The sequence below is a fragment of the Chitinophaga sp. MM2321 genome, from assembly GCF_964033635.1.
Lineage (GTDB): Bacteria > Bacteroidota > Bacteroidia > Chitinophagales > Chitinophagaceae > Chitinophaga.
On record NZ_OZ035533.1, the window covers coordinates 1,272,844 to 1,285,051 of the forward strand.

General features: G+C 45.9%; 12 protein-coding genes. 11 read left to right on the forward strand and 1 reads right to left on the reverse strand.

What is annotated here, in order from left to right; genetic code table 11:
* Positions 1 to 9: 9 nt before the first annotated feature.
* From ABQ275_RS04745 to ABQ275_RS04785, 9 genes are read left to right on the forward strand one after another with little or no spacing between them, the layout of a single operon-like run.
* Positions 10 to 918, forward strand: a complete 909-nt coding sequence (locus ABQ275_RS04745; protein WP_349317129.1) for a dihydrodipicolinate synthase family protein — start codon at positions 10 to 12, stop codon at positions 916 to 918.
* Between the two features lie 19 nt (positions 919 to 937).
* Entirely contained in the window at positions 938 to 1,318 is a 381-nt protein-coding gene (locus ABQ275_RS04750) for a RidA family protein (protein ID WP_349317130.1), read from the forward strand.
* Between the two features lie 10 nt (positions 1,319 to 1,328).
* Entirely contained in the window at positions 1,329 to 2,792 is a 1,464-nt protein-coding gene (locus ABQ275_RS04755; protein ID WP_349317131.1) for a M81 family metallopeptidase, read from the forward strand.
* A gap of 9 nt (positions 2,793 to 2,801) precedes the next feature.
* The gene (locus tag ABQ275_RS04760) at positions 2,802 to 3,644 is read left to right on the forward strand and encodes an SMP-30/gluconolactonase/LRE family protein (RefSeq protein ID WP_349317132.1); all 843 of its coding nucleotides are present in this window, start codon (positions 2,802 to 2,804) and stop codon (positions 3,642 to 3,644) included.
* A 33-nt stretch (positions 3,645 to 3,677) separates the two neighbouring features.
* The gene (locus ABQ275_RS04765) at positions 3,678 to 4,619 is read left to right on the forward strand and encodes an aldo/keto reductase (RefSeq protein ID WP_349317133.1); all 942 of its coding nucleotides are present in this window, start codon (positions 3,678 to 3,680) and stop codon (positions 4,617 to 4,619) included.
* Positions 4,620 to 4,643: 24 nt separating this feature from the next.
* The gene (locus ABQ275_RS04770; protein WP_349317134.1) at positions 4,644 to 5,432 is read left to right on the forward strand and encodes an SDR family oxidoreductase; all 789 of its coding nucleotides are present in this window, start codon (positions 4,644 to 4,646) and stop codon (positions 5,430 to 5,432) included.
* Between the two features lie 29 nt (positions 5,433 to 5,461).
* Complete coding sequence (locus tag ABQ275_RS04775) at positions 5,462 to 6,715, forward strand: MFS transporter (protein ID WP_349317135.1); 1,254 nt, start codon at positions 5,462 to 5,464, stop codon at positions 6,713 to 6,715.
* A gap of 34 nt (positions 6,716 to 6,749) precedes the next feature.
* Positions 6,750 to 8,054 carry an aspartate aminotransferase family protein gene (locus ABQ275_RS04780; RefSeq protein ID WP_349317136.1) on the forward strand — a complete coding sequence of 435 codons (1,305 nt, stop codon included), beginning with the start codon at positions 6,750 to 6,752 and terminating at the stop codon, positions 8,052 to 8,054.
* 18 nt (positions 8,055 to 8,072) lie between these two features.
* On the forward strand, positions 8,073 to 8,975 hold the full coding sequence (locus ABQ275_RS04785; RefSeq protein ID WP_349317137.1) for an aldo/keto reductase: 903 nt from the start codon (positions 8,073 to 8,075) through the stop codon (positions 8,973 to 8,975).
* A 97-nt stretch (positions 8,976 to 9,072) separates the two neighbouring features.
* Here ABQ275_RS04785 and ABQ275_RS04790 read toward each other — a convergent pair whose 3' ends face one another.
* A complete protein-coding gene (locus tag ABQ275_RS04790; RefSeq protein ID WP_349317138.1) occupies positions 9,073 to 9,954 on the reverse strand; it encodes an alpha/beta hydrolase in 882 nt (293 codons plus the stop codon).
* Positions 9,955 to 10,109: 155 nt separating this feature from the next.
* Between ABQ275_RS04790 and ABQ275_RS04795 the strand changes: the two genes are divergently transcribed.
* Both ABQ275_RS04795 and ABQ275_RS04800 read left to right on the forward strand, forming a co-directional pair.
* Positions 10,110 to 11,396 (forward strand): hypothetical protein, encoded by a 1,287-nt coding sequence (locus ABQ275_RS04795; RefSeq protein ID WP_349317139.1) that lies wholly within the window; start codon positions 10,110 to 10,112, stop codon positions 11,394 to 11,396.
* Positions 11,397 to 11,401: 5 nt separating this feature from the next.
* The gene (locus tag ABQ275_RS04800; protein WP_349317140.1) at positions 11,402 to 12,118 is read left to right on the forward strand and encodes a DUF6320 domain-containing protein; all 717 of its coding nucleotides are present in this window, start codon (positions 11,402 to 11,404) and stop codon (positions 12,116 to 12,118) included.
* Positions 12,119 to 12,208: the final 90 nt, after the last annotated feature.

The following is a 12,208-nucleotide window of genomic DNA, read 5'->3' on the forward strand; positions in this document are numbered from 1 at the left end:
TACTATAAGATGAAAGAAAAATTTAAGGGATTATGGCCGGCCATGTTTACCCCGGTACATGACAACGGTGAGCCAGCCTTGGATGAGGTGGGAAAGTTGACTGAATTACTGATTTCACAAAAGCTGGATGGGTTGTATATCCTCGGCTCCACGGGGCAGGGCGTTCTTTTTACCGAAGCGGAAAGAAGAAAGGTGACGGAAGTGGTATGCGATATTGCAAAGAAGCGGGTTCCCGTGATTGTACAGGTAGGCGCATTAACAACAGACGAATCTGTGAGATTGGCCCGGCATGCGGAAAAGTGCGGTGCAGATGGTATCTCTTCTGTCGGTCCTATTTATTTTTCCGGATCAGCGGATATGGCATTGCAACATTACAGCTCTATTGCCCGTGCAACAGAACTACCTTTCTTTCCTTACCAATTGGGAAATAATTCCATCCCCGGTGATACGATTAGTTTCGTCCGGAAGCTAATGGAGATCCCTCATGTTACCGGTATGAAACTAACCACCAACAACCTGTTGGAAATTAGTGCGATTCATAATTATGCCGGCGACAAATTAAAATTGTTCAGTGGCTCGGATGAACTGGTGTGTCATGCATCTCTTTGCGGTACCGTAGGCGCTATCGGAACCATGTACAATCTCTGGGGAGAAGCTTGTAAACATATCCTGACAGAATTTACGAATGGCGATTACGAACAAACCAAACAGTTCATGCTTTCCTTCCAAACCGTGATACAGCAGATCTTACCCAATCTCTGGACTTTTCTCAGGCAGGCAATGTTATTGAAATATAAGATTGATATAGGTCAGGCTAAAGCGCCATTGGGAAATACAAACCAGCCATGGAATGACAAAGATGTACTGGCACTTATAGAAAAGATAGACGTGTTTAATGAATCGGTAGTAAAAAGCTGAGTGGTAACTTATTAAAAATATGATGACAGATAAAAAAGTTATAACAGGAAAAAATGTTCCTGCCAGTCACCTCCCTTTTTCACCGGGGATACGGTCAGGGGAGTATCTTTTTATCTCCGGACAGGCTTCTGTTGATGCCGGGGGAAATATTGTAAAAGGAACTTTTGAAGAAGAATGCAGACGTTCTTTTGATAACCTGAAAGCTATACTGGAAGCAGCCGGTCTCGGGTTTAAGGATGTTGTGCAGGTGCGTAATTATGTGGGCAGGCAGGAAGACCTGGCCGCCTTTAATCAGATCTACAGGGAATATTTCAGCGAACCATTTCCTGCCAGAACTACGCTGATAGGTTGTTTGGGCGATTTGCTCAAATTTGAAGTGGATGCAGTAGCATCTTATTAAAATAAAAATCATGTCGCATAGGGTTGCTTTATTAGGGATTTATCATGAGTCAAATACCTTCCTGGACAAGCCGACAACACTATCGGATTTCAGGAAGGGGCATTGGCTGAAAGGAGAGGCTATCAGGAAGGAATACCAGGATGCTTTTCATGAGATCGGCGGCATGCTGGAAATACTGGACCGCGAAGGTATTGAAGTGATCCCTGTCATGTACGCGGAAGCTACGCCGGGAGGAATGATCACAGCGGAAACATATGCTGTTCTGTTACAGGAAATGATGGACCTGTTGGAAGAAATATTACCGGTAGATGGCTGCCTGGTGGTGCCGCATGGGGCAGGTGTGAGCGAAGCTTTTGCAGATATGGACGGACATTGGTTAAGCCAGTTGAGAGCGCGTGTGGGTACAAAAATTCCAATCATCGGTACGTTGGATCCGCATTGCAATATCAGTCAAAGTATGGTGGCTGCCACCGATGCACTGGTTACCTATAAAACAAATCCGCATGTTGATCAGCGGCAGACCGGGAAAGAAGCAGCGTTGCTAATGGTCAATCATTTAAAGGGAAAGATACAGCCACAGCAGATCTTGCAGGCATTGCCTTTAGCCATCAGTATTGAACAACAACATACGGAGAGTGAACCCTGTCTGAGCTTATACGCATACGCGCATCAGTTGCGTGAGCAGGAAGGAATCCTGTCACTCAGCATTTCACTTGGATTTCCGTATGCAGATGTAACCGAAATGGGATCGTCTGTGATCGTGATAGCGGATCAGGATATAGCACTGGCCTTGTCAACAGGACAAAAAATAGAAGCCTATATCCGGGAGCATCTCAAAGATTTTAGTGGCAGGAAAATAGACGTGGCCCACGCATTAGCTTTATTGGAAGATAGTCCGAAACCAGTACTGATGCTGGATATGGGAGATAATATCGGCGGTGGATCACCGGGAAACAGTACCTGCTTATTGGAAGCATTGGAAGCGCATGGGAAATGCAGTTACTTTATTTGTTTGTGTGATCCTGAAGCGGTTGCATCGGCATCGGCATACAAAATCGGGGAGACTTATCAGCTGATCATAACAGCCGATGATACCAATGCCAAGAAACTGGAGATTGATGTTACGTTGCTTCAACTCGCCGATGGAAAGTTTATGGAGTCGAATCCCAGGCATGGGGGACAAGTGAACTTTGACATGGGAAATATTGCCATCGTTTCAACGGCACAGGGAAGTATCATCATGTTTACTTCCCTTCGCATGCCACCATTTAGCCTGCAACAATTACTTGCCTTTAATATTAACCCGGAAGATGTGGATGTGCTGGTAGCAAAAGGGGTGAATGCACCCATTGCGGCGTATGCGCCGGTTTGTGCTACTATCATACAAGTGGATACACCTGGTGTAACCCGGGCCGATATGACACTTTTTACTTATCATAACAGGCGTAAACCCTTGTTTCCGTTTGAAAAATGACACTTATTCATGACCATGGGAACCGAAAAAGTGATAAACAGCCGTGTGGAAAAGATCGCAGATTTCCCGTTCTATACAGAAGGTCCTGCCATTGATAGCCAGGGTAATATTTATTGCACCACCCTCACCGGAGGAAGCATCCTGAAAGTGGATCGTGCGCAAAGGATCACCCATTGGGCATCTTCAGACTGTCCCAATGGACAGATTATTTTACCTAATGATGAACACCTGATATGTGATATTGGACAGGCTGCCATCCGGCGGTTTGATGCCGAGGGGCAGTTTATCCGGAATGATATTGAAAAGTTTTGCGACGATATTCCCATTCATACACCAAACGATCTTGTGGTAGACGCAAGTGGCAATATTTATTTTACAGACTCCATCAGAGAAGAAGGGAAGATTTGTTTTGTGGGTATAGATGGAACGCAGCGCATATTGGCTTCGGGCCTGGATTATCCCAATGGTCTCGTTGTTTCGCCTGATCAGCAATGGCTTTATATCGCAGAAAGTTATAAGAACAGGATCATCAGGATTGATCTGAAACAGCCTGGTGTAGCCATGAGTGACATCAAAGTTTTTGCAGCATTGCCCGTTCATCCTGCTGGCAAACCGGAAAATAACCTGCCTGATGGCCTGACCCTGGATGCAGGGGGAAACCTGTGGGTAGCGCATTACGGCATGCAGGCAGTACATCAGTTATCACCGGATGGACAGCTATTATTATCCATCAACACCGCTATTCCATTAACCAGTAACCTGGTTTTCGTGGATGAATATACCTTGATTGTTACCGGCGGACATGGAGAACCCGGACCGGGTTCATTACATAAGATCCATTTGTTGCCTTGAATGAATATTTGTGCGGTTATCTGAATCAATACTATGGAATATATTAACGTACACGGATATACTATATCCAGGCTTACACTGGGTACGGTTGCTCTCGGACTGGATTACGGCATCTCTAACAATAAAGGGAAGCCTGCACCGCAGGAAAGTTTTGAAATTATGTCCTGCGCATTGGCGGCAGGAATCAATACACTGGACACGGCAGGCAGCTATGGAAATGCAGAACAGTTGATCGGTAGTTTCCTGGATCAATGGGAGAACAGATCACCGGTGAATGTGGTGACCAAATTCAAAATTAAACCGGAACACCTGCTTAACCGCAACGAATTAAACCGGGAAATAATACACAGTGTGCGCTCATCTCTTCACCAGCTGAAATTGCAGCGCATATCGGTTTGTTTGCTGCATATGGACAGCTCGTTGCCGATGGATCAGGTGGCTGCAATACTGCCTTCGCTTTTACATGATTTAAAAGCGGAGGGCCTGATCGATATTGGTGGCGTTTCTGTGGATCATCCTGATGAAGTATCATTTTTTTTAGATCATCCGGAGATACAGGCTTTCCAGGTGCCTGTAAATATATTTGATCACAGGTTGATCAATAACGGCTTGTTACAACGCATGCAGCAGAAGAATAAAATTGTATTCGCCCGCAGTGTATTTCTACAGGGGCTTTTTTTTATGTCTGCTGATCAATTAACAGGGAACCTGGTAAAGGCGAAGGCGTATATCAATGCGTTGCATGACCTGGCGGGTCAGGCGGATATGAGTATCGCGCAACTGGCTTTTTCGTATGTGAGAGACCTGCCGGGAATTACCAGTATCGTTTTCGGTGCGGTAAGCGTGGGGCAGGTTATGCAGAATGCGGGTCTGTTGCAAGGCGGTACTATCAGTATGGCATTAAGAGAAAATATCCGCATCTTGTTTGCGGAGATGCCGGAAGATATATTGATTCCGGCCCTTTGGTCTAAATAAATATTCATTTAAAATAAGGCTATCATGAGTATGTTCAGATTAGATGGGAAGATTGCTATTGTTACGGGAGGGGCGGGTTATTTCGGTAAGCCGCTGTCATTGGCATTGGCCGAAGCCGGCGCACAGGTGATCATTGCCTCCAGGGATGTTGCGAAATGTGACGCTTATGCAGCGAAGCTGAGGGCTGCAGGATGGAAAGCGGAAGGATGGGCGCTTGATCAGGGAGAGGAAGCATCTATCGATGCTTTTACAGCAGGGGTAGTAGCGAAATATGGACAGATAGATATCCTGGTAAATAATGCGGTATCCCGCGAAGGGGTAAAAGACCTGGAAGCATTGAGCAAAGCAGATATTGAAAATGCGCAACTCATTAATACAACCGGTCTTTTTTTATTGACGAAGGCTGTTGTTAAAGTGATGCGTGTGCAGCAATCCGGCAATATTATCAATATTGGTTCCATTCAGGGCGTTGTTGGGCCTAACTTTCCGGTGTATGGCGATACGGGCATGTCAAGTCCTGTTAATTACACCTATGATAAATGGGGGATGGTAGGATTTACAAAATGGCTGGCCAATTATTACGGGAAGTTTAATATCAGGGCTAATTGTATCAGTCCTGGCGGTTACGGACCAGGGGTACGTGGCAGTGAAGGAAGAGAAGAATTTATAGAGAATTATAAGCGGTTGACCCCCCTGGGAAGATTTGCGGAAGATGATGATATAAAGGGGCCGGTGGTTTTTCTGGCTTCCCCTGCGGCTGCTTACATAACAGGGCATAACCTGTTGGTAGATGGTGGCTGGACAAACTGGTAACGGATTCTAAAAAATAAAAAAATTGGCGTATGATGGAAACAGCTACTATTCCGGTAAAAACAAAATTGCCGGCACGTGCCTGGCTGGTGGTAGCACTACTCTCCATCGTGGGATGTTTGAATTACCTGGACCGCACCATGATCACCACGATGCGGGAATCAATTATAACAGCTATTCCCATGACTGATTCACAGTTTGGGCTGCTTACTTCCAGCTTCCTGTGGGTGTATGGCTTGTTAAGTCCGTTTGCGGGGTTTCTGGCTGACCGGTTTAACCGCAGCCGTGTGATCATCTGTAGCTTATTTTTGTGGTCTATCGTCACTTGGATGACTGCTTACACCACTACATTCGAAGGCTTGCTGGCAACACGCATCCTGATGGGTGTAAGTGAAGCCTGTTATATTCCTGCTGCGCTGGCATTGATTATGGATTATCACCGCACCAATACCCGCTCGCTGGCTACCGGCATTCATATGGTAGGCATTATGTGTGGATCGGGGATGGGATTTATTGGCGGATGGGTAGCGGAAAAACACCATTGGAGCACCAGTTTTATCCTGCTGGGAATTGTAGGTGTCATCTATGCCGTGATACTTGTTTATACACTTCGGGATGTACCGAAACAAACAAACGAATCGACTACCGCACCATTGGAAGAAAAGATCAGTTTCTTTACCGCTCTGAAAGATTTGTTCGGGCTGCGCTCATTTAACCTGATGCTGGCAGCCTGGGGATTATTGGGCACGGTTACCTGGCTGGTAGTGGGTTGGTTGCCTACTTATCTGCAAGAAAATTTTCACCTCACACAAAGTATGGCCGGGCTTTATGCTACCGGGTTTTACTATCCCGCAGCATTCATCGGTTTATTGTTGGGGGGGTATTGGGCAGACAGGTGGAGCCGCACCAATCCGCGTGCGCGTTTACTCGTTCCCGTTATTGGCCTCAGCATTGGGGCGCCCTGTATTTTTATTGCCAGTTCTACACCTTTTTTAGCCATTGCAGTAGGATGCTTTATGCTTTTCTCGCTGACCAAAGCATTTATAGATACCAACATGATGCCCATACTTTCTATGGCGGCAAATCCGCGTTACCTGGCTACGGGCTATGGTATACTGAACCTGGTTGCCTGTATTATCGGTGGTGTGGGGCTATATGCGGGCGGTGTTTTACGCGATGCACAAATCAATCTCAGCAAAATATACCAGGTGGCTGCCTTGGTTATGATAGCCAGCATCGTGTTGTTGGCGCTGGTACGACCACATACAAAAACGGGCGATAAATAAATTAATCTGAACAACTGCAAATAACGATACCGGAATGGAAAATATAGCATACAAAAAATCGGCACAGCTCCTGGAAAGAGCGAAGAAGGTAATGGCGGGTGGTGTTTCATCCGAATTCAGAAAATATGGCCATCCGCATGCGCTGTTTTATACGCATGGCGAAGGAGCCCACATTTATGATGTGGATGGAAATGACTACCTGGATTTTACACTGAGCCAGGGACCTTTGATCCTGGGACATTCCCATCCCGCTGTTATAAAAGCTGTGAATGAATATACGGCTCATGGACAGCTTTTCGCCGGGCAACATTTGCAGGAACTTGAACTGGCGGAGAAGTTGAACAACCTCATTCCTTCGGCGGAACTAATGCGGTTTTGCCTGGATGGTTCTGAAGCTGTGCAAACCGCTCTCCGGATTGCCAGGGCCACTACCGGCAGAAAAAAATTCCTGCGTTTTGAGGGGCATTATCATGGCTGGCTGGACAATGTATGCTGGGGTATCTCTACTCCTTCAGAAGAAGCTCTTGGCAGCAAAGAAGACCCGCACGTATTTCCCTGGACAGCCGGAATACCGGAACGCGCCCGGGAGGAATTTATCATCCTGCCGTGGAATGATCTGGCATTGCTGGAGAAAACAGTGGCTACACATTATGAAGATATTGCAGCGATCATTACAGAACCGGTGATGTGCAACAACGGGTGTATTATGCCCGTTGAAGGCTTCCTGGAAGGACTCCGGAAGGTCTGTGACCAATACGGTATCGCCCTGATATTTGATGAGGTGATTACCGGGTTCAGACTGGGACTGGGCGGCGCCCAGCAATACTTTGGTATTACTCCTGATATTTCTGTTTTTGCGAAAGCACTGGCAAGCGGATATCCGATCAGCGCAGTGGTAGGCAAAAGGGAGTGGATGAAAGTAATTGAAGAAGCAACCGTTATTCATGCAGGCACAATGAATGCAGGGAATGCCACTGTGGCAGCGGCACTAGCCACTGTTCAGGTACTGGAGGCTGAAATGCCTTACGACCGCTTGTTTCGGTATGGTAAAAAATTAATGGATGGTTTGAGGAATGCCGCCAAGGAAACCAATCAGAACTTACTGGTGCAAGGCCCTGGTCCCATGGTACATATAGGGTTTACGCAACTGGACGCTGTAAAAGATTACAGGGACACCTTACATTACGACCGCGCTAAATTGGGTAAGTTTATGGCCGCTATGCACGACAGGAAAGTAAGGATCATCGGAAGAGGGTTATGGTATATCAGCACGGCACATACGGAAGCAAATATTGATCATGCCATTGCAACGGCGAGAGAGGTATTAGGTAATTTGTAACTGAAACAGCAATATTTTATGAATCATACGCTCATTGATCCACTGACAATACCATTCAGCGCCCTCGGATTGGGGTGTGTAACTTTTGGCCGGGAAATAGATCAGGGGGCTTCCTTTGTTATGATGGATCATGCACTGGCCCATGGGATTACTTTGTTCGATACGGCTTCCGCCTATGGCGGCGGCGCCTCTGAAACGATTGTAGGAGCCTGGCTGACTGCACGCCGGCCTGCAAGAGATACACTTATTATCGCCACAAAACTACTGCCACCTTATGAACCGGTGCAAATCATGGCGGCGGTAGATCAAAGTCTGCAGCGCCTTGGAACCGATACCATCGACCTGTTGTACTTGCATCGCTGGGACCCTTCCATTGAAACAACGGCTGCTCTCGAAACTTTTCAGGCGCTAATACAAAGTGGAAAAATACGCATGCTTGGCGCCAGTAATTTCAATGCAGCACAAATCAGTGAAACATTGCGCCGACAGGCAGCACTCGGATATGCACGTCTCGGGTCATTTCAGAATAACCACAACCTCGCCGTGAGTGATATCGATGAAGCAATATTCAACATTGCTGCGGAACATAACATAGCGTTGGTTACTTACAGTCCGCTCGGCGCGGGCTTTCTTACGGGCAAATATCAGCAGGGGATGCCGGGTAGTACCCGTTTCTCTGTGATACCGGGTCACCAGGATATTTATTTTCAGGAGGCTGCTTGCCGGCGGTTGGATACCCTTCAGAAAGTGGCGGCAAGTACTGGTCATTCACCGGTGCATCTCGCATTGGCCTGGGCGATGCACCAGCCGGGCGTAACGTCTGTACTCGTGGGTGGTCGCAATACAGCGCAGCTGGATCAGGCATTTGCCGCGCAGGCTTTCAATGACTCCGCTATTTTTGCGGCGCTGGAATCTGCCTGATATTTTATTTTACCGTTTCGGTTGTTTTCTCTACAGCAAAATAATGCTTTAGATTTTCGCGGTATTTATTCGGTGGGCGTGTGTGGCGTTCGCTGAATTATGCCCTTAATATGATCGCTGTAATCTGCTGTCTTGCTTTTTTAGATTCGGGGAAATTTAAAAGCATCCAGGCATGGATCATATCTTCATATTCGTAGTAATTAAGTGCAACCCCTTTCGCCTGGGCCATGGATTTTAATTTTCTGGCATCCGCTACCAGGATTTCTTTTGAGCCAACAAAAACAGATATTTTACCCAGGCCCTCTAATGTGCCGTTAATTGGACTGAGTAAAGGATTATCCAATGCAGTACCACCTGCATACAATAGGCCGGCCTGTTGTAGTTTCTTTTTCCCTAAAAAGGGATCTATGGGCTCCGTTTCTTCTATTGCAGGATTTGACAATGTAATGTCCAGCCACGGAGAAAGCAGGATAATCTGATCAGGCTGGCTTACCTGCTCCAGCTTCATTTGTTGTGCCAGGGCCAGCGCAAAGCCACCACCCGCAGAATCGCCCATCAGTACCAGGTCAGCCGGACTAACCGTTTCGGTTAGTTGCTTGTAAAGTGGTGTTACCATCGCAAAGGATTCTTTGTATGTGTAAGCAGGAGCAAGCGGATAATCCGGCGCTGTAATGGTGCAATGGGTTTGCGCTACCAGTTCCGACAGGAACTCCCAGTGGAAGAGCTGGAAATTCTGAGTATAGGCGCCGCCGTGTAAATAAAGGATGTGTTTTCCGCTGTTTTTATGCTTTGGTTTTAAGGTGAATACATTAAAACCATCGATCTTTGACTGATGAATATCACAAATCTTTGAAATCTTTAAAGGAGGTTCGGGACGATTGTAAAAATTAAACCTGGAAGCTGCCAATTTCACCGGTAAGGCTTTCTTATTGATCAGCCGGAGAAAGATATTGAATAATCTGCTTTGGGGACTTGCCAATATGAATGTTTTAGATAATTTCGGTAAATAGCAATCGGGCCAGGCTCTACGGTAGGAAATGATGGCATAAAGGTAGCTATTTAATTGTCAGCAATACCCGGAGGTTTGCAGTTCGGGTAGAGCGGTATTTTAAAAGCACAAAATATTGCAAAGCTATGGATAGAGATATGCAGGAGAAGGATGATTTCTGGCTTCGGCTTGATAATGCTGCGAAGATATATCCCGCCATAAAGGATAAAGAGCTTACTTCTGTATTCAGGATAGGCGTGAAATTAAAACAGCGGGTAAAAGCAAAGCAGTTCCTGGAGGCGGTGCGTGCTATTGAAGCGCGTTTTCCCTATTATAAAGTGAAACTGAAAACCGGTTTTTTCTGGTACTACCTGGAGCCGCAGGATTTGCCTGTAACCATATCGCCCGACCAGGAAACCCCTTGCCGCGCTTTTTACCGGGAAGAACTGATGTTCAGGGTGCTCGCTAAAGAAAACAGGATCAGTGTTGAATTCTCTCATATCCTGACAGATGGAACGGGAGCATTTGAATTTTTAAAAACATTGTTACTGATTTATTTTGAAAAATGCGGCTTGACGATTCCTGTTAACCTTCCGTTTTATCACCCCGGAGAAGCCCCTGCAAAAGAAGAATATGAAGATGCCTATGGGAGGTATTTTAAAAAGATCGAAGGAGGCCCCGCCAAAATACCAAGGGCATTCCATGTTCCTTTCCATTTAAAAAAGGCGCCACGTTTTGCGGTATTAACGGCCATTGTACCAACCGGCGCAATCGTCAAAAAGGCGAAAGAATATGAAGTCAGTCTCACCGAATTTCTGACGGCGGTTTACATCTATTCACTTCAGCATATCTATAATCACCAGTCAGCCTTTAAAAAGCGAAGCAGCCATAAAATAATCCGCATTGAAGTACCGGTAAACCTGCGCAGGATGCTGCCTTCCCGTACCATGAGGAATTTTTCGCTGTATGTGATGCCCGGCATTGACCTGGGACTGGGTGATTATACCTTTGAAGAGATCGTGAAAGTAGTATATCATCAGATGCAACTGGAAACAGATAAAAAACTGATCAGTAAAATGATTTCCCGCAACGTTGGCGGGGAGAAGAATCCGTATATAAGAGGTGTGCCGTTATTTGTTAAATCTTTCATTCTTTCCCGGCTCTATGCAGCGGGTACAAGACAATACAGCGGCGTGGTTACCAATCTTGGAAGAATAGATTTAAGTCCCGGTATAAATAACCTGATCGATACATTCCAGTTTATTCCACCGCCGCCCAACAAGATCTTAAAAGTTAATTGTGGTGTCGTTGGATTTGATAATAAATTGGTGTTGAGCTTTGGCAATATCACCGTATCGAGGGAGCTGGAAAGACAGTTCCTCACATTCCTGACAGCCCAGGGCATCCCGGTTAAAATTGTTAATTTCAAGTAACAGCTATGATCATTTGTAAAAATTGCGGCGTGGAACTGGAGGAGGGAATAGCATTTTGTCCCTTATGTGGCGTGCCGGTAAACGGACAAGCAGGGAGTGAGCATACCCATTTTCATTTAACTGGAGAGGGACCGCAATTTACGGGTGGTCATGTTAAGATGAGCCGGCCGCAAAGAAAATTTACATGGGAAATTGCCTCTATCATTCTGCTCTCCGGGGCCATTGCATCTATCGCTATTAATCTTATCATCAGCAAAAAAATTACGTGGTCTGAATATCCGCTTGCTATTTCTCTTACTATTTTTTCTTACGTATCTATATTTACATTCTGGAATCAAAAAACCATCCCGAGGATGGCCGCTGGATTCATTGTATCCTGTTTTTTTTTAGTCATGCTTGATACGCTCACCCGCAATATCAGTTGGGAAGTAAAACTGGGAATCCCCTTGCTGCTGGCCAGTAATCTGGTGATGGCATTACTGATAGCCGTTATCCGTGTGGCAAAGTATAAGGGCATCAACCTGATCGCATATTCCTTTCTTGGATCGGCTATCTTATGTATTTGTATTGAAGGGATCTTATCTTTTTATAGAAATGGCAGCTTTCATCTTGATTGGAGCATCATTGTGGCTGCCTGTACTGTTCCTGTAAGTATTGTATTGTTCTTTGTGCATTTCAGGTTGAAAAGAGGGCAAAATCTTGAGCGCACTTTTCACATTTAGTAGCAGCACACCGGCGGGAATTTAGCTTGTAAAATTGCGCTTTTTTTGATATATTAGTAGTGTAAGAAGTGTTTACTCCAATTCCAGTCC

Excerpts from the sequence above, each read along its gene's own strand:
- ABQ275_RS04755 (WP_349317131.1), top strand. The coding sequence starts at position 1,329 with ATGTCGCATAGGGTTGCTTTATTAGGGATTTATCATGAGTCAAATACC.
- ABQ275_RS04795 (WP_349317139.1), top strand. The coding sequence starts at position 10,110 with ATGGATAGAGATATGCAGGAGAAGGATGATTTCTGGCTTCGGCTTGAT.
- ABQ275_RS04780 (WP_349317136.1), top strand. The coding sequence starts at position 6,750 with ATGGAAAATATAGCATACAAAAAATCGGCACAGCTCCTGGAAAGAGCG.
- ABQ275_RS04760 (WP_349317132.1), top strand. The coding sequence starts at position 2,802 with ATGACCATGGGAACCGAAAAAGTGATAAACAGCCGTGTGGAAAAGATC.
- ABQ275_RS04745 (WP_349317129.1), top strand. The coding sequence starts at position 10 with ATGAAAGAAAAATTTAAGGGATTATGGCCGGCCATGTTTACCCCGGTA.
- ABQ275_RS04765 (WP_349317133.1), top strand. The coding sequence starts at position 3,678 with ATGGAATATATTAACGTACACGGATATACTATATCCAGGCTTACACTG.
- ABQ275_RS04770 (WP_349317134.1), top strand. The coding sequence starts at position 4,644 with ATGAGTATGTTCAGATTAGATGGGAAGATTGCTATTGTTACGGGAGGG.
- ABQ275_RS04800 (WP_349317140.1), top strand. The coding sequence starts at position 11,402 with ATGATCATTTGTAAAAATTGCGGCGTGGAACTGGAGGAGGGAATAGCA.
- ABQ275_RS04775 (WP_349317135.1), top strand. The coding sequence starts at position 5,462 with ATGATGGAAACAGCTACTATTCCGGTAAAAACAAAATTGCCGGCACGT.
- ABQ275_RS04785 (WP_349317137.1), top strand. The coding sequence starts at position 8,073 with ATGAATCATACGCTCATTGATCCACTGACAATACCATTCAGCGCCCTC.
- ABQ275_RS04750 (WP_349317130.1), top strand. The coding sequence starts at position 938 with ATGATGACAGATAAAAAAGTTATAACAGGAAAAAATGTTCCTGCCAGT.